Origin of the sequence: Nocardioides sp. (genome assembly GCF_036401255.1) — a bacterium.
Classification (GTDB): domain Bacteria; phylum Actinomycetota; class Actinomycetes; order Propionibacteriales; family Nocardioidaceae; genus Nocardioides.
In genome coordinates this window covers 1-17,330 of record NZ_DASWVI010000149.1, presented here as the reverse complement: position 1 = coordinate 17,330, position 17,330 = coordinate 1, and the positions used below count along the sequence as shown (strand labels likewise).

At 72.6% G+C, this 17,330-nt stretch carries 13 protein-coding genes; 5 read left to right on the top strand and 8 right to left on the bottom strand.

The window, feature by feature from the left end; all coding sequences use genetic code 11:
* The gene (locus VGD85_RS07155; protein WP_331062761.1) at positions 1-876 is read left to right on the top strand and encodes an NUDIX hydrolase; all 876 of its coding nucleotides are present in this window, start codon (positions 1-3) and stop codon (positions 874-876) included.
* On the opposite strand, the gene VGD85_RS07150 is transcribed toward VGD85_RS07155, so the two are convergent.
* The 8 genes from VGD85_RS07150 to VGD85_RS07115 all read right to left on the bottom strand — a co-directional run bounded on the left by VGD85_RS07150 (position 877) and on the right by VGD85_RS07115 (position 10,988).
* Positions 877-1,914 carry a hypothetical protein gene (locus tag VGD85_RS07150; protein WP_331062760.1) on the bottom strand — a complete coding sequence of 346 codons (1,038 nt, stop codon included), beginning with the start codon at positions 1,912-1,914 and terminating at the stop codon, positions 877-879.
* Positions 1,911-3,365, bottom strand: a complete 1,455-nt coding sequence (locus tag VGD85_RS07145; RefSeq protein ID WP_331062759.1) for a PstS family phosphate ABC transporter substrate-binding protein — start codon at positions 3,363-3,365, stop codon at positions 1,911-1,913. Before VGD85_RS07145 ends, VGD85_RS07150 begins: the two co-directional genes overlap by 4 nt.
* A complete protein-coding gene (locus VGD85_RS07140; protein WP_331062758.1) occupies positions 3,362-4,525 on the bottom strand; it encodes a hypothetical protein in 1,164 nt (387 codons plus the stop codon). Before VGD85_RS07140 ends, VGD85_RS07145 begins: the two co-directional genes overlap by 4 nt.
* Positions 4,522-5,418 carry a hypothetical protein gene (locus VGD85_RS07135; protein WP_331062757.1) on the bottom strand — a complete coding sequence of 299 codons (897 nt, stop codon included), beginning with the start codon at positions 5,416-5,418 and terminating at the stop codon, positions 4,522-4,524. The genes VGD85_RS07140 and VGD85_RS07135 overlap by 4 nt, the downstream gene beginning before the upstream one ends.
* Positions 5,418-7,073, bottom strand: coding sequence for a hypothetical protein (locus VGD85_RS07130; protein ID WP_331062756.1), 1,656 nt, complete (start codon positions 7,071-7,073; stop codon positions 5,418-5,420). The genes VGD85_RS07135 and VGD85_RS07130 overlap by 1 nt, the downstream gene beginning before the upstream one ends.
* 7 nt (positions 7,074-7,080) lie before the next feature.
* Positions 7,081-9,237 (bottom strand): glycosyltransferase, encoded by a 2,157-nt coding sequence (locus VGD85_RS07125; RefSeq protein ID WP_331062755.1) that lies wholly within the window; start codon positions 9,235-9,237, stop codon positions 7,081-7,083.
* On the bottom strand, positions 9,234-9,518 hold the full coding sequence (locus VGD85_RS07120; RefSeq protein ID WP_331062754.1) for a hypothetical protein: 285 nt from the start codon (positions 9,516-9,518) through the stop codon (positions 9,234-9,236). The genes VGD85_RS07125 and VGD85_RS07120 overlap by 4 nt, the downstream gene beginning before the upstream one ends.
* 273 nt (positions 9,519-9,791) lie before the next feature.
* Positions 9,792-10,988: a glycoside hydrolase family 5 protein gene (locus VGD85_RS07115; protein ID WP_331062753.1), complete on the bottom strand. Its 1,197-nt coding sequence runs from the start codon at positions 10,986-10,988 to the stop codon at positions 9,792-9,794.
* Positions 10,989-11,049: 61 nt separating this feature from the next.
* On the opposite strand from VGD85_RS07115, the gene VGD85_RS07110 reads away from it, so the two are divergent.
* The 4 genes from VGD85_RS07110 to VGD85_RS07095 all read left to right on the top strand — a co-directional run.
* Positions 11,050-12,342: a hydroxyacid-oxoacid transhydrogenase gene (locus VGD85_RS07110; RefSeq protein WP_331062752.1), complete on the top strand. Its 1,293-nt coding sequence runs from the start codon at positions 11,050-11,052 to the stop codon at positions 12,340-12,342.
* A 1-nt stretch (position 12,343) separates the two neighbouring features.
* Positions 12,344-15,073 (top strand): FAD-binding and (Fe-S)-binding domain-containing protein, encoded by a 2,730-nt coding sequence (locus VGD85_RS07105; RefSeq protein WP_331062751.1) that lies wholly within the window; start codon positions 12,344-12,346, stop codon positions 15,071-15,073.
* Between the two features lie 244 nt (positions 15,074-15,317).
* Entirely contained in the window at positions 15,318-16,520 is a 1,203-nt protein-coding gene (locus tag VGD85_RS07100; RefSeq protein WP_331062750.1) for an SAM-dependent methyltransferase, read from the top strand.
* Positions 16,520-17,330: hypothetical protein (locus VGD85_RS07095; protein ID WP_331062749.1), on the top strand; the 811-nt coding region annotated here is incomplete at its 3' end. The genes VGD85_RS07100 and VGD85_RS07095, both read left to right, overlap by 1 nt.

Here is a 17,330-nt window from a genome sequence, read left to right as displayed (position 1 = left end):
ATGGTCGGGCTCCCCAAGCGGCAGCGGGTGGCGGCGTACGCCGTGATCATCCGCGAGGGCAAGATCCTGCTCAGCCGGCTCTCGCCGAGCATCACCAGCGAGGAGCTGTGGACCCTCCCGGGTGGTGGTCTCGACCACGGGGAGGATCCCCGCGACGCGGTCATCCGTGAGATCCACGAGGAGACCGGGCTGCACGCGGTCGTCGGCGAGACGGCCCGGGTCTACTCCGCGCACCTGCCGGGGGTGTGGCGCGACGGCCGCCGCGTCGATGCCCACGCCCTGCGGATCGTGTACGACGGGTGGGTGCCGGTCGACGCCCCCGAGCCGCGGGTCGTCGAGGTCGGCGGCTCGACGGTCGAGGCGGCGTGGAAGCCGGTCGAGGAGGTCCTCGACCAGACCGTCCCGGTGGTGCCGATGGTGCTCGAGGCGGTGGCCGACCACCGCCCGTTCCGGCACCAGCGGCTCGGCGCCTACGCGCTGATCCGCCGCGCGGACGAGGTCCTGCTCGTGCGGATCTCCGACCTGGGCTTCCACACCGGGTCGTGGACCCTGCCCGGCGGCGGCGTGGACCACGGTGAGTCGCCGCGCACGGCCGTGGTCCGCGAGGTGCGCGAGGAGGCCGGCGTCGAGGCCCGGGTCGCCGAGCTGGTCGCGGTCCACGACGATCACTTCAGCGGCACCGCCCCGTCGGGCCGCTACGAGGACTTCCACTCGGTGGCGCTGGTCTTCGCCGCCGACGTCGACCCGGACGCCGAGCCCCGGCTCGCCGAGCACGGGGGTACGTCCGCCGAGGTGGCGTGGGTGCCACTGGCGCAGATCGAGAGCGGGCGGGTGCCGGTGCTCGACCTGGTCCGCGAGGCGCTGCGGGCCCGATGATCAGGGCAGCGGGGTCGCCGCGATCTCGCAGAGGTCGAGGTACGGCTTCGCCGCGTTGTTGGTGACCTGGTAGGACGAGAGCACCCAGGCCCGCTTCTCGCCGCCGACCGACCACCAGATGCGCATCATGCCGTTGCGGGGCAGGTCGACCGGGCCGAGCAGGCCGGTCTCGGGGTCGTAGTCGAGGTCGCTGTAGTGCGCGATGTGGCTGGGGTCGTCGACGCGTCCCTCGCCCTGGATGTACTCGTAGTCCATGAACGAGTCCGGGTCGTCGGGTCGCAGCGCGATGGTCTGCTGGCCGGTGCGTCCGGTCTCGCAGCGCAGCTCGGCGGTGCCGAAGCCGGGGATCGTCGTCGTGGACGTCTGCTGCGTGGCGGCCTCGTCGTCGCCGTGCCAGCTCAGGCCGAGCTGCTGATCGGTGTCGGTGCGCAGCGCGAGCGTCATCTTGCAGTACTGACTGCCCGGGTAGGCGAACCGCTCCCAGTACCACGTGAGCTTGAACGAGGTCACCGGGACGGTCACCGGACCGCCCCCGGGCCGGTTGCGCCCGGGTCGCTGGCTGATCACGCCGTACGCCGAGCCCTTCGCGTAGTCCTCGATCGGGGACCGCTGGTTCAGACCCTCGTGGGACTGCTGGCCGGTGCCGCCGGTCCCGTCGTCGGCGGCGGTGGCGTAGGTGTAGACCCGCACGTTCTTGACCGCCACCCGGTCGGTGCCGTCCTTGGTCTCGAACTTCGCCATCCACAGCTGGGTCTCGGCGCGGCGATCGTTGGCGCGGATCCGCAGCATCGTGGCGTTCGGCCGGCAGACCAGCTCGACCTGGCCGATCCCGGGGACGTCGGCGGCCTTCTGGTACCGCGGTCGCCTCTGGAAGCCCTGCCACTTCACCACGATGCGCTTGGACTGCTGGACCTGCCGCTGGTGCGCGGCGACGCCGGACGCCGACGGGCCGGCGTACGTCGGGGCCGTGCCGAGGACCGGCAGCGTGAGCAGCAGTGCCGCCGCCAGCACGACGAGACGGGTGGGCCGGGCGGTCATCGCGCCGGCTTCTCGCTCGGGAGCGGCCGGACGGGCGTGGTGGCCTCGTCGTCGGGGACGTAGAGCGTGGGGGTCTGGTCGCCGTCGAGCCAGGCCAGCTGCGCGCGCACCGTCTCGCCGGGCAGTGCCACGAAGCGGGCCGAGTCGGCGCTCGCCTGCGCGTTGGCGACGTAGTGCCTCAGGAAGTCGCGCACCTCGGCGCGGGCCAGCGACCGGGTCGTGGTCGTGATCAGCAGCTGGCGCGCGAGCGGGTACTCGCCGCTGGTGATGGTGCGCTGGCTGGGGAAGATGCAGTTGCGCTGCCCGTCGGGCATCGTGATCTCGAACGGCCGCAGCTGGTCCTCGAACAGCTCGTAGTAGCTGAACCGGAAGTACGCCACGTGGCCGCGGTAGGCGTTGTAGAGGCGGCGTGCCTGGTCGGTGCTGCGATAGAGGTCGTCGAGCGTGCGGTAGCGCTGCAGTGCGGCGTCGAGCCGCACCCGCGCGGCCGAGCGCCGCTCGTACGCCGCGTCGACGCGCCGCTGGTCCTTGCGCTTGTCGGCCACCGGCCGCTGGTCGCGGATGCCCTTGGCCCGCTCCGCGAGCGCGACGGCGAGCTCGTCGCGGGCGGCGAGCATCTCGGTGCGGGCGTCCTGGAGCGCCTGGTTGGCCTGGGCGCGTCGCCGGCTCACGTTGTCGAAGCGGGAGGCGCGCACCTCGAGGGTGCGCTTGCCGACCACGAACTTGCGGGCCTCGGCGTCGTCCGCCGCCAGGTAGTAGTCCGACCGGAGGTCGACCTGAGAAGGCTCCGGAGCGCCCAGGACGTAGCGTCCGAAGAACCCGAACCCGTTGTTGTCGGGGTTGGGGCCGCCGACCGCAAGCGGCACGTCGTCGAAGCCGAGCGGCTCCTGGCTCCAGTTGGTCAAGGGGGAGCCGGCCCGGTAGATGTCGCGGACCTGGTCGACGGTCAGGCAGTCGGTGCCGACGTCGGTCTCGGACTTGATCGCCACGACGATCGCCTCGGCGGCGACCTGGAACTGCACGACGTCGAGACCGACGGCCTGGCAGGCCTCCCACTCGGCGCGGCTGATCGGCCGGGCCGAGTCGACCAGGTCGATCTGTCCGGCACACAGCTCCTGGAAGGCCTGGTCCTCGCCGTTGGCGGCCACGTTGACCTGGGCCGCGTCGGCCGTGGCCTGGTAGCTGTCGACCTCCGAGGGCGTCAGCGACCCGCCGGTCGAGCCGTCGATGTCGACGACGCCGGTCGGGCGGGTCGGCAGCGCGGCGTACGCCTTGTCGATGTCCTTCTGCCGCAGCTGGTCCTCCCGGAACGTGTCCGCTTGGTCCTGGCTGACGGAGTCGGTCGCCTCCTGCGAGGGGTCCGAGCAGGCCGTGAGCAGGCCGAGCGAGACGGCCGCCGCGGCGAGGGATCCGATCAGCGGACGGGCGAGACTCGACCGGTTGCGCCTCATTGTGCTGCGCCCCCTTCGGTCGGTGAGCCGGTCGGGGAGGCCGACGGGCTGGCGCCGTCCGCGGTGTCGAGCTCGTCCTCCTCCGGCGGGTAGTGGTACCGCTGGCCCAGTGGCAGGACCTCGAAGTCGTCGAGGGTGAGGCCCTGGAGCTCGTTGCCGGTGATGAGGCCCTCGGTGACGTCACGCTGGGCGTAGAGGGTCGGCACGGCGGCCCGGTCGACGACGATCGCGCCGTACGTGCGCAGGCACGCGACGATCGCGTCGGCCATGCGCTGCTGCTGCTTGGTCAGCTTGATCAGCTTGCCGGTGCGGGGGTCGCGGGGCGCCGGCAGCACCACGTCGCGCTTGAGGCGGATCCGGGCGCCCTCGGGGAGCGACCGGGCCCGGCCGTTGCCGTCGGTCGAGGAGGCCGGCCGCACGAAGATGCCGGCCGCGGGTCCGGGGACGCTGATCGCCAGCGCGTGCTGGATCTCCCCGGACTCGAGCTCGCCCGGGCGGATGAGGCCCGCGAACAGCGGCAGCCCGGAGCCCCGGGCGCCCTCGGTCCAGGGGTCGCTGTAGCCCGGCCCGTTCAGGTCCCACTTGCGCATGTAGTTGTAGGAGATCGTGTCGTCGGACTCCCGGCGGGCGCGCCACAGGTCGTAGGCCACCGACGCCGAGGTGTCGAACACGGTGTACCAGCCGTCGTAGCGGGGGTCCGGGTCGACGTCGTCGGGGATGTTGAGGACGGTCGTGTCCTCGCCGTCGCCGCAGACCAGCTGTCGGCACACGAGCGAGGTCGGCCGGCCGCCCGCCACGACCGGGACGGTCCACCGGGTCGTGTTGATGTAGAGCCCGTCGTCGACCAGGTCGCGGGTGATGATCTGGTTCTTCGAGCCCGGCCGCTCGATCACCCCGACGCGCTCCTGGGCGAAGGAGATCATGTCGTCGGACCTCGGGTCGGCCCGCGAGGTGTCGATGCGGCGGTTCCACGGGGAGCTGTCGCTGAAGAAGCGCCGCTCCGGCACCACGACGCCCGCGGCCTGCGTGGGGTCGACCGTCACGACGACCTCGTCGGAGGGCCCGTCGCCCGTGTCGCCGCCGGCGCAGCCGGAGAGCAGCACGGAGGTGGCGGCGGCGAGCGCGACCAGCTGGTGGCCGCGGCGCAGTCGGATCGTCATCGGGAGGACCCACCCTCCCGGTCCCGCTCACGGTCCCGCGACCGCGCGAGCGTCGCATCGGTGGTGTCGGCCACGCGCGAGATGGCGTCGCTGAGGACGGCGAGGCGGTGCCCGATGTCGCCGGGGTCCTCGTAGTCGTCGAGCTCGCCGGCGCGCATCCGGGCGGCGGTCACGATGGCGTGCGCCTCCCGGCGCGACTGCAGGCGGATCAGCTCGGCGTCCAGCTCGGCCTGGGCGGTGACCAGCTCGTAGCGGCGGGCGGCCTCGAGCTCCATCGCCTCCAGGTGCCGCAGTGCTGCCCGCTCGGCGGCGTGGATGCGCCCCATCACACCGGCGGCGAGCTCCTCCACCGCACGCGCGACGTCCACGGGGGGTGCCGGCGTACGCGGCGCGGGGCGCCGGCGGGTCGTCTGCTGCTGCGGCCGGGGCTCGACCTCGTCCGGGCGCTCGCCGACCACGGTCAGCGGCTTCGGCGCCGACCGGGGCCTCCTCACCTGGGACGCCTCGGGGGCAGGAGGCCCCGACGTGGGCTCCGGCGCGGGCTCCGGTGTGGGCTCAGGTGTGGGCTCGGCGGCCGGCTCGGGCTCCGTGGCCACGGGCGGTGCTGCGGGTGGTTCCGCTGGTGGCGCGGTCGACTCCGGGGCGTCGGTCACGTCTGGCTGCGTCCGGGGCTCGGTGATCGGCGCGGCCATCGGTGTCGGGACCCGGCGCAGCGCCGACTTGGTCTCGACGGACGGAGCCGGCGCGGACCGTCGGACCGTACGGCGGGCCTTCGGCCCGGTGTCGACCCCGGCACCGAAGTCCACCTGCCCGATCCGGGACGCGTCGGTGAGCGCGGAGAGCACGTCGTCGACCGAGGGCGGCGGCGCGATCCGGGGCGTGTCCTCGGCCATCATGACTCCCCGAGCTGGCCGGTGGGCACGCCGCCCGGCTGGTAGCCGACGGGCACGCGCACGAGGACGTACCGCGGGGTCTCGTAGACCGGCCGGAGCTCGGCGTCGGAGTCGGTCACGGCGTCGGGGTAGAGCTTGGTGAGCAGGTCCCCGTTGTCGCTGCGCGACATCAGCAGGTAGTCGATGCCGTGGGCGGCCGGGTCGCGGGCCGCGACCTTCCACGGGCCGTCGCTGCGGTCGATCCGGTCGAAGAAGTACTCCGGGTGGCCGGTCAGCATCATCACGGCGTAGGTCTGCGCGTTGTCGGTGAGGATCGAGTTGTCGCGCGACACGTTGTTGGAGATGTACTCCGCCATCGCCTGCTCGGAGACGATCCCGACCTTCTCGTTGTTGAGGGTCTCCGCGCCCTCCTGGGACTCCCCGGTCGTGATCGCGGCCGCGAACGGCGCCTCGAGGTTCTGGTAGCGGTAGGTCTTCATCGCCTGGATGGTCCAGGGAACGCTGATCACCAGCGCGACGACCAGCAGCGCCGCGACGATCGAGCTGCCCTCCTCCGCCGACCGGGCCAGCCAGATCGCGCCGATCATGCTGATCAGGAGGATCGGGAGGGCGTTGCGCATCAGCATCGGGGAGTCGGTCAGCCGCAGGACCACCGCCGCGGACGGCATGATGATCGCGGCCCCGAGCATCACGCCGAGCCAGAGCGCGAACGGGTTGCCGCGGGCGATCCCGGCGAACACCAGGGCGGGGAGCACGACGATCGCGATGGGTGCGCCGTACAGCACCAGCTCTCCGGTGGCGCGCAGCAGCTCCACCGCGGAGAACGTCTCGAGACCGCCGGACGCGGCGGCGTCGCTGGACCGGGTGATCCACGCGAACGGCCGGAACAGCAGGATGAAGTTGAACGCGGTCCAGAGGGCGACGACGTAGATCGTCGGCGAGGCGAAGCCGACCACCGTGCCCTCGACCTCGGTGCCGTCCGCGCCGAGGCGGGCCAGGATCGCGCCGATCATGATCGCGCTGAGGACGAAGAACGTGAGGCTCGTGTAGCCCGCGAGGGCCGCGACCGAGTAGGAGATCCCCGCGAGCATCACGAAGCGGACGTCCGCGGTGATGTACCAGGCGAACAGTGCACCGAGGGCGGTCACCACCAGCGCGATCCACACGAAGTGGCGGGTGCCGGTGGTGGCGTAGAGCAGCACGAGGGGGTTGGCCCCGAGCGCGAGCAGCACGGCGTACCGCAACGGGGCGGCGACGAGCGCCCGCCGCATCATCGTGTTGAAGGCGACCATCGTGAAGGCCGCGAACACCGCCGACGCCAGCGGCACGACCGCGAGCGAGGTCACCAGCCCACGGACGATCGCCAGCGGAGCGATCAGCAGCGTCGCGAGCGGCGGGTAGTCGAACCCGATCGCCGACAGCTTCGCGGGGTCGTTGTGCCACACCATCAGCGCGCGGTTGAGCCGATCGAGCGTCTCGAAGCCGACCACGTGGAGGTCGACGACCAGCCAGTAGCCGAACCACGTGTAGGCGACGGTGAACAACGCGAAGACCAGGGCGCTCTCCCAGGCCCGCCGGGGGACGTCGTTGGGGCGCCGGCCGACCGACTGGACGATGCCGCTGAGACGGTCCTTGGTGTGGACGACGGTGCTCATGGGGTGCTCACCCGTGGCCCTCGTCGAGGCCGTGCTCGGTCTTCTCCCAGTAGAACGGGTTGGTGAACAGCTGGACGAAGCCCTTCCAGGCGGCCCAGCTCATCAGCCCCCAGTACAGCGGGGAGAGCAGGGCCGTGCGGGTCAGCCCGAACTCGCCGCGGTGCAGGCTGCCTGCGACGTTGAGGTAGACAAACACGAAGTTGCCGACGAAGAGCAGGGCGCTGGCGGCGTAGTAGATCAGGCCGGGGAACAGCTGCTCGATGAAGCCGGCCTGGGTGAACACGTACAGCGTGGTCAACGACCAGAAGATCGGGTTGAGCAGCAGCACGAACGCACTGCCCATCGTCAGGTTGAAGCTCACGAACCCGCTGAGCCCGGTCTGGCGGAGCAGCCCGACCGGGTTGCGCATGTGGACCAGCCAGGTCTGGATGTAGCCCTTGTTCCACCGGCTGCGCTGGCGGATCCAGTTGGGCACCTGGGAGTTCGCCTCCTCCAGCGTCGTGGAGTCGATCATCGCGGTGCGGTAGCCCTCGCGGTGCAGGCGGATGCCGAGGTCGGCGTCCTCGGTCACGTTGAACGGGTCCCAGGCGCCGAGCTCGCGCAGCTTGTCGGTGACGAAGTGGTTGGACGTGCCGCCGAGCGGGATCGGCGACCCCGCGGCGCCCATCGCGGGCAGCACCAGCTCGAAGTGCATCGAGTACTCGTTGGCGAACCAGGCCGTGAGCATGTTCTGGTCCTGGTTGAAGTGGTTGAGCTTCGCCTGCACGCACACGACGTTCTCGGGGACCCGGCCGAACGCGATGACCGCCTTCTTCAGCTGGTCGGGGTCGGGGCGGTCCTCGGCGTCGAAGATCACGCAGTAGGTGCCGGTCGCGAGCTGCAGGCCGTAGTTGCAGGCCTTGGGCTTGGTCTTCGGCTGGCTGTCGGGCACCACCACGAGGTGGAAGTGGGGCGGCAGCTGCATGTCCCGGATCTTCTGGACGGTCTCCTCGTCGTCCTCCTCGCACAGCAGCTTCACGTCGAGCCGGGTGCGGGGGTAGTCCAGGGCGTTGATGTCGCGGACCAGGCGGGGCACGATGCCCGCCTCCTTGTAGAGCGGGACGAGGATCGTGTAGACGGGCAGGTACCGCTCGTCGAGCGCCGCGATCTCCTCGTCGGTGACGTCGGTCTCCAGGTGGGTGCCGAGCGCGCGCAGCGTGAGGCGGAACTTGTAGAGGGACACCACGAGGTAGAGCAGGCTGCAGGCCGCGACCAGTCCGATCGCCGTCCGCATCGGCCAGATGACCGCGCACACGACGACCACGATCGCGGTGATCACGAGGCCGGCCTTCTGGCCGCCGGAGATCACGACGTGCGCGGACTCCTCGGGCCGGGTCTCCATCAGCAGCCGGGTGGACACCTCGGCGTAGTGCCGGGCGTGCACGCGCTGGATCAGCTGGTCGAGGTCGGTGCGGTTCGCGAGGAGCTGGCGGAAGGGGGAGCCGAGCGCCTCCTCGACGTGGGCGGACTGCTCGGCGTCCAGGGGCCGCGCGACCGCGACGAGGACCAGGTCGTCGGTCGCCGCCACCGGCACCGCCTGGTAGGCGTGGGCCAGGGACTCCGGCAGCCGGCGCGCGACCTCGAGGTCCGGCGTGAAGCCCGCCAGCCCGACGCGCTGCATCTGGTACATCTCCGAGAGCGCGGCCACCAGCACGTCCTCGGTGATCGCCTCGTGCGAGACCAGGATGTCGCCGAGCGGGTCGCCGGTGCGGGAGTACTCCAGCATCGCCCGCTGGAGCTGCTCGTCGGAGATCAGGCCGCTGCGGGTGAGCATCTGGGCGATCTGCATCCGCGCCCGCCGGGCGTCCGGCGTCTCGACCTCGGTCTCCTGCGGCGGGTAGACCGAGTCGATCGCGGCCACGATCTCGTTGACGGTGTGGCGCACGAGCTCGACGGGGCGGTCGATCCGTTCGGCGACCACCTGCGTGGTGATCGGGTCGTCGGCGTCGGCGGCGGCGACGAGCACGGTGCCGTCGGTGGTGGCGTAGGGCATCACGCGGAACGTGCGGCAGATGCCCTCGGGGATGAGGTGGCGCAGGTCCTGGGCGACGCCGTCGGTCAGGCGCGGGCGGTGCCGCGTCTCGACGGCGGGCCGGCCGGCCGGCCCGGACTGGGTGGTGGTCACGGTGTCGCCCCCGACCCGAAGCCGAACGTGCCCGCCCCCGTCCGGCCGGCGGTGCCGGATCCGGGAGTGCCGGGCCCGCCGGGAGCGACGGCCCGGTTGTCCCGCGCCTTCTTCGCGCGCGGTCGCAGCACCGCGTAGGCGAGGTAGGCCAGCCCGAGCGCGACGAGCGGGGCGAGGAGGAACGCGAGGAAGACGACCACGAGGATCACGAGGGTCAGCACCAGGTCCACGAAGGCAGCGCCGATCGACTTGGTTGCCGGACGCGACGGACTCGCCTGCACCGACATGATGCTTTTCCCCCCTGCCCAGGTGCCACCTCTCCGGCCCCGAGCCCCTCCTGCGGGCTCATGGTGACACGCCCCCTCGCGTGCCGTTCACCGAAACGGCGGACTCCTCGATGCCCCACGTTAGTTCGCGTCCGGACGGTTCAGGACCGGTCTGGTCCACCGTTGACGGACTGTTGACCGATCGTTGACCGCGCGTGGACCGGATGTGGATTTGCCGAGACCGGTCTGGACCGGTCAGCGCCCGATCAGCGCCCGATGAGCGCCCGGTCAGCGCCGGTCGGGCCGCCCGGGCAGGTGCCCGGTCAGCCAGTCGCGCGCGAGCCGGCCGTACGCCGTGGGTCGTCCGGTCTCGTCCAGCACCAGTGCCATCGGGTCGGCGGGATGGTCGGCCCAGACCCAGAACAGGGCCCCGATCCCGCGCTCGTCGGCCCAGTCGAGGTAGCGCTCGACGTACCCCTGCTCGGGGCGCCGCGCCCCGAGCTCGGAGGTCAGCACCGGCACCGAGTCCGCGAGCGGCCCGATGACGTCGTCCCAGCAGTCCTCGCCGCACGCCTTGAAGTCATAGGAGTGGAACGCCGCGATCAGCTGGTCGTCGTCGGGTGCGAACTCGAGCCAGTGGCTCAGGTCGTTGGCGTAGTCGAGGCCGCCGAGGAGGATCGGCTGCCGGGCGCCGGTCTCGCGGATCGCGCCGACCACGGCCGCCATGCCCTGCACGGGGTAGGTGTCGTGGCCGAGGGTGGCGCTCTGGTCGTCCTGGACCGGCGCGGCGCAGCCGCCGTCGCGCCAGCACCGCCAGGTCAGGTCGAAGAGCAGATCGGTGCCGCCGGCGTTGTAGCGGGAGTACGGCTCGTTGAACGCGTCGAAGAGCACCGACGGGTTGTCCCGGTAGTCGGTGGCCACCGAGCTCCAGAACGCGATGGACTCCGAGTCGGGCATCGCCAGGTTGCCGAACTCCGGCTGGCCGATGCGCTTGCGGCTGTGCAGGTCGAGCACCACCACGATGCCCTCCCGGTTCAGCGCGGTCACGAACGCGTGGACGTCGTCGCGGTAGCCCGCGACGGTGCGCTCCTCGTACTGGTCGCTGACCGGAGCCCCGCGGGTGCCCAGCCAGCAGTCCTGGTTGAGCGGCAGCCGCACGGTGTTCGCACCCCAGTCGGCGATCGCCGCCGCCTCCGCGGCGGCCGGGTCGCGGGCGACCAGGCTGTCGAGCGCCGACATCCCCCAGCCCTGGGCGCAGGCGTACTCGAAGCTGCTCCAGTTGACCCCGCGCGGCACGAACTCCCGGCCGCTGCGGGCGTCCACGATCCGGTTGCCGTCGACGACCGGGTGGGCGGCGCCGGCCGGTGCCGCCTCGCCGGCGGCGCGGGGCGTGCGCAGCTGGAGATAGAGGAGAGCGCCGGCGACCAGGGCCACGACGACGGCCAGCACGATCCAGCGCGCCTGGTGCCGGACGTGCAGCAGCATGGAAGCCCCCCCTCTCCTCCGGGGCCATCGTAAGGTCGCGCCGGGCCGTTATGTTGGCCGAATGAGCGAGACCGTGTTCACCTACGCCGCGCCCGCGCTCAAGTTCGGCCGGGGGGCGTCCGGCGAGGTCGGCCACGACCTCGCGTCGTACGGCGCGCAGCGCGTCCTGCTCGTGACCGACCCCGGTGTCGCGGCGACCGGGCACCCGGCGCGGATCGCCGAGCAGGTCCAGGCCCGGGGCATCGCCGTCACGACGTTCGACCGCGTGCACGTCGAGCCGACCGACGAGTCGATGGCCGAGGCGATCGCGTTCGCGCGCGACGCCGGGCCGTTCGACGCGATCGTCGCGGTCGGGGGCGGGTCGTCGATCGACACCGCCAAGGCGGTCAACCTGCTGACGACCAACCCCGGCGAGCTGATGGACTACGTCAACGCACCCGTCGGCCGGGCGCGGGCGCCGCAGCAGCCGCTGCTGCCGCTCGTGGCCATCCCGACGACCACGGGCACCGGGTCGGAGAGCACGACGATCTGCGTGCTCGACGTGCTCGCCCTGAAGGTGAAGACCGGCATCAGCCATCCCCGGCTCCGCCCGACGCTCGCGGTCGTGGACCCCGCGCTCACGAGCACCCAGCCGCCGATGGTGACCGCGGCCGCCGGCATGGACATCGTCTGCCACGCCCTCGAGAGCTACACCGCGCGGTGGTACGCCGACTTCGAGGCCAAGCGCCCCGAGCAGCGGGTGCCGTACTGCGGCGCCAACCCGATCGCCGACCTGTGGTCGGAGAAGGCGCTGTCGCTGATCGCCGGCGCGTTCCGGGCGGCCGTCCGCGGCGGGTCGGACGAGCAGGCCACCGAGCAGGCCCGGGAGCAGGCCCGGGAGCAGGCACGCGAGCAGATGGCGATGGCCGCGACGTTCGCCGGCCTGGGCTTCGGCAACGCGGGCGTGCACATCCCGCACGCCAACGCCTACCCGATCGCCGGACGGGTCCGCGACTACCGGCCCGAGGGCTACCCCGGCGAGCCGATCGTGCCGCACGGGATGGCCGTCTCGATGACCGCGCCCGCGGCGTTCCGCTTCACCTTCGACGCCGCACCGGAGCGACACCTCCACGCGGCCCGGCTGCTCGACCCCGGCGTACCGCCCGGCCCGGACGCGCTGCCCGCGGCGCTGACCGCGCTGATGCGCGACATCGGCATCCCCAACGGCCTCGCCGCGGTGGGGTACGCCGACGCCGACGTCGACGACCTGGTGAGCGGAGCGCTCCAGCAGCAGCGGCTGCTGGCGACCGCGCCGAAGAGTCCCACGCCCGAGGACCTGGCGTCGGTGTTCCGCTCGTCGATGGAACACTGGTGAGGTGCCCTCCACGTCTCCGGACCTCGCCGCCCCAGACCTGGTCGGGGAGCTGCGCCGCCGGGGTGTCTCGGACGTCGACGACTCCACGCTGACCCGGGCGCTGTACTCCTCCGACGCGTCGCTGTACCGGGTGGTGCCCCGGGTCGTGGTCCGGCCGCGGCACCGAGACGAGCTGCTCGCGGTGCTCGACACCGCGGCCGCCACCGGTGCGCCGGTGACCATGCGCGGCGCCGGCACCTCGATCGCCGGCAACGCCGTCGGCTCCGGCATCGTCGTCGACACCCTGCGCCACCTCAACCGGGTGGTGTCGGTCGATCCCGAGGCCCGCACGGCGGTCGTGCAGCCCGGTGTCGTCCACGCGGACCTCCAGCGCGCGGCCGCGCCGTACGGGCTGCGCTTCGGGCCGGACCCCTCGACCCACACGCGCTGCACGATCGGCGGGATGATCGGCAACAACGCCTGCGGGTCGCGGGCACTCGGCTACGGCCGCACGGTCGACAACGTCGTCGCGATGGACGTCGCCCACGGTCCCGGCGCGACCGACGTCGACGCACGGCTGGGCGCGCTGGTCGACCAGCACCTCGGGCACGTGCGGACCACGTTCGGCCGGTTCTCCCGCCAGGTCAGCGGCTACTCGATGGAGCACCTGCTGCCCGAGCACGGCCGGAGCCTGGACCGGTTCCTGGTCGGCTCGGAGGGCACGCTCGGCATCGTCCAGGAGGCGACCGTGCGCCTCGTCGAGGACGCCGCGGACCGGTGGCTGGTGCTGCTCGGCTACCCGACGATGGCCGAGGCGGCGGATGCCGTGCCGGCACTCGTCGCGGCCACCGCCGGCGAGATGATCGCCTGCGAGGGCCTCGACGCACGCATCGTCGACCTGGTGCGGGCGCGCGGCAACGCGGTCCCCGAGCTGCCCCGCGGGGCCGGGTGGCTGTTCGTCGAGCTCGCCGGTGCGGAGGCGGAGTCCCTGGCCGCGCGCGTCGTCGCCGAGGCCGGCGCCCTCGGGCACCGGATCGTGCGCGATCCCGCCGAGGCGGCCACGCTCTGGCGGATCCGCGAGGACGGTGCCGGACTGGCGGCGCGGAGCCTGTCGCGCCCGGCGTACTCCGGCTGGGAGGACGCCGCCGTCCCGCCCGAGCGGCTCGGCGCCTGGCTGCGGGACTTCGACGAGCTGCTCCGCGAGCACGACCTCGACGGGGTGCCCTACGGACACTTCGGCGACGGCTGCGTGCACGTGCGCATCGACTTCCCGTTCCAGGTGCAGCAGGAGGACGCCGCGCGGCGCGCGTTCCGAGACTTCCTGACCGCGTGCGCGCTCAAGCTCCGCGACCACGGCGGCTCGCTGTCCGGCGAGCACGGCGACGGCCGCGCGCGCTCGGAGCTGCTGCCGCTGATGTACGACGCGGAGACGCTGCGGCTGTTCGCGGCCGTCAAGGAGATCTGCGACCCGGCCAACCTGCTCAACCCGGGCAACATCGTCGACCCCGCGCCGCTCGACGCCGACCTGCGGCCCGCGCGTCCGCGGCCGGCGATCGCGCTGGCCGCCGAGGTGCACCGCTGCACCGGCGTCGGCAAGTGCGTCGCGCCCCGGACCGCCGGCGTGATGTGCCCGTCCTACCTGGCGACCCGGGAGGAGAAGGACTCCACGCGCGGCCGCTCGCGGGTGCTCCAGGAGGCGCTCGACGGCGAGCTCGTGCACGGGCTCGCGGATCCCGCTGTGCACGAGGCGCTGGACCTCTGCCTGGCCTGCAAGGGCTGCAAGTCCGACTGCCCGACCGGCGTGGACATGGCGACCTACAAGGCCGAGGCGCTGCACGCGACGTACGACGGTCCGAGCGGGAAGCGCCGCCCGCGCAGCCACTACCTGCTCGGCCGGCTGCCGAAGTGGGCCCGGATGGCGGCCCCGGTGGCTCCGCTGGCCAACCGGATGATGCGGCTCGGCCCGGTCGCGCGGCTGGCGAAGGCCACCGCCGGCATCGACCAGCGGAGATCGATCCCCCCGTTCGCCGCGACGTCCCTCCGCAGGTCCGTGGGGATTCCGGAGATCGTTCCGGACGTCTGGATCTGGGCCGACTCCTTCACCGACCACTTCTTCCCCGGCAACGCGCTCGCGGCGATCCGGTTCCTCGAGTCGGTCGGCGTGACGGCTCGGGTGATCCACGACGACGCCTGCTGCGGCCTGACCTGGGTGACCACCGGTCAGCTCGACGAGGCGCGCGCGATCATGGCCCGGACGGCCCGCACGCTCACGCCGTACGTCGAGTCCGGGGTGCCGGTCGTCGGCCTCGAGCCGTCCTGCCTCGCGACGCTGCGCAGCGACCTGCCCGAGCTCACCGGGCAGCACCTCGACGTGCTGACGTTCGCCGAGCTGCTCGAGCGGCTCGATGTGCCGCTGCCCTCGCTGGCCGGTGTCGAGGTCGTCGCCCAGCCGCACTGCCACCACGCGTCCGTGCTCGGCTGGGCGGCCGACAAGCGGCTGCTGGAGCGGGCCGGCGCGACCGTCACCCAGGTCGCCGGCTGCTGCGGGCTGGCGGGCAACTTCGGCATGGAGCAGGGCCACTACGAGGTGTCGGTCGCCGTGGCCGAGACGCACCTGCTGCCCGCGGTGCGCAGCCACCCCGACGCGGTCGTGCTCGCCGACGGGATGTCGTGCCGGGTCCAGCTCGACGACCTCGCTGACGTCCCCACGATGCACCTCGCCGAGCTGCTCGAATCTAGACTCGACGCGTGAACCCCCGCCACCGCCGACTCGTCATCCCGATCGCGCTGGCGGCACTGCTCGTCATCGTCGTGATCGCGGCGGTGCTCTAGTGGTTGCCGCCGTTGGCTCATCAGGGGTAGCCGTCGTTCAGGTGCGTGCATCGCAAGGCGCCGGAGCGAGAGCATCCCGAGTCGTCTGTCGAGCGACGGCAACGCCGCGAGGTGCGTGCCTGGGCGGCGGGGACCCCCGACGAGTCAACGGTGGTGACCACTAAGTGTCCGAGCCGCTGCTGCGCGCGCTGAACCGGATGCGCGACCACCTGCTCGACCCCGACGCGCTCGTCAAGGCCGTCGCGTCGGGCCGTCAGAAGGGCGAGCAGCCCACCTGGCGGCGCGCCGAGCTGCGCTACGTCGACCTCAAGGCCGGCCGGCACCTGCAGGTCACGACGTACGACGAGACCCAGGCGCACACCGCCAACCATGCGCTGGGCGACGCGGCCCGCGACGCCGTCGACGCGCTGCTCGACGAGCCGTTCGGCAACTGGCACGTCGACACGACCACCCAGAGCCACCAGCTGCGGGTCACCAAGAAGCTCGAGGCCGTCGTCCACACGACCGACCGCACCGAGCCGGTCGAGGCCGACCGGGGCCACGACCGCGACAAGCCCCGGCTGCTGCCCGAGGACGACCCGGTCTTCGTGGCGCTCGGCATCTCCGACGAGTCCGGCCGGCTCAAGCCGAGCCGCCAGGCGAAGTACCGCCAGGTCGAGGAGTTCCTCCGGCTGCTCGACGCCTCGATCACCGAGGCGTTCGACAAGGGACACCTGCGCCGGCCCACCGCCGAGGATCCGCTGCGGATCGCCGACCTCGGCTGCGGCAACGCCTACCTCACGTTCGCGGCCGAGCGGTTCCTCGCGGGCGGGCGCGGCCTGCCGGTCCGGCTGACCGGCGTCGACGTCAAGGAGCAGTCCCGCGAGCACAACGCCGCCGTCGCCGAGCGGCTCGGCGTCGGTGCCGAGTTCGTCGTCGGCAGCATCGGCGGCGTCGAGCTCGACCCCGCGCCCGAGGTCGTGCTCGCGCTGCACGCGTGCGACACCGCCACCGACGAGGCGCTCGCCCGGGCCGTCGCCTGGGGCGCCCGGCTGGTACTGGCCGCGCCGTGCTGCCACCACGACATCGCCGCGCAGCTGCGCCGCGCGCCGACGCCCGCGCCGTACGCGATGCTCACCCGCCACGGCATCCTCCGAGAGCGGCTCGCGGACACCCTCACCGACGGGCTGCGCGCGTCGCTGATGCGGCAGCAGGGCTATCGCGTCGACGTCGTGCAGTTCGTCGAGAGCCAGCACACCCCGCGCAACACGATGCTGCGGGCGGTCCGCACCGGCGGGCCGGTCAAGGGCGGCTCGGTGCGCAAGGAGTACGACGAGCTCGTGGCCACGTGGGGGATCCGGCCCCGCCTCGCCGAGCTGCTGGGCTGATGCTCGACCGGCTCCTCGGGCTGGCGTCGGCGGCCTCGATCGTGGTCGGGTCGCTCACCGGTCCCGCCGACCCGGAGTCGACCGTCGACCTGACGTTCGAGGACCCGGCGATCGTGGAGTCCAGCGGTCTCGTGGTGCGCGACGGGCTGTTCGTGACGACCAACGACTCCGGAGACCGGGGCCGGATCTTCGTCGTGGACCGCACCGGTGCGACCGTGGGGACGACGTCGTGGGCGGATGCTCCGCGCGACGTCGAGGCGCTCGCGCCGGCCGGCGACCACGAGGTCTGGGTGGCCGACATCGGCGACAACGGCGGGTCACGGGCCTCGATCGAGGTGCTGCGGGTGCCGTACGGCCGCGGTGACCGGACGGTCGAGCCGGCGGCGTACACGCTGGTCTATCCCGACGGCGCGCGGGACGCCGAGACGCTGCTGGCCCAGCCGCGCACCGGCCAGCTGTTCGTGGTGTCCAAGAACCTCTTCGGCGGCACCGTGTACGCCGCGCCCCGGCGGCTGTCCACCGAGCATCCCAACCGGCTGCGGCCGGTCGCGGACTCGCTGTCGTTCGCCACCGACGGGTCGTTCTTCCCCGACGGGCGGCACTACGTGCTGCGTGACTACGGGGCGGCGGCCGTCTACACGTTCCCCGAGCACGAGAAGGTCGCGTCGTTCGGGTTGCCCTCCCAGCGGCAGGGTGAGGGCATCGCCGTCGCCGACGACGGGTCCGTGCACGTCAGCACCGAGGGGCAGTTCACCGACGTGCTGGACGTCGAGCTGCCGGCGCAGGTGCGCGCCGCGCTGCGGCCGCCCG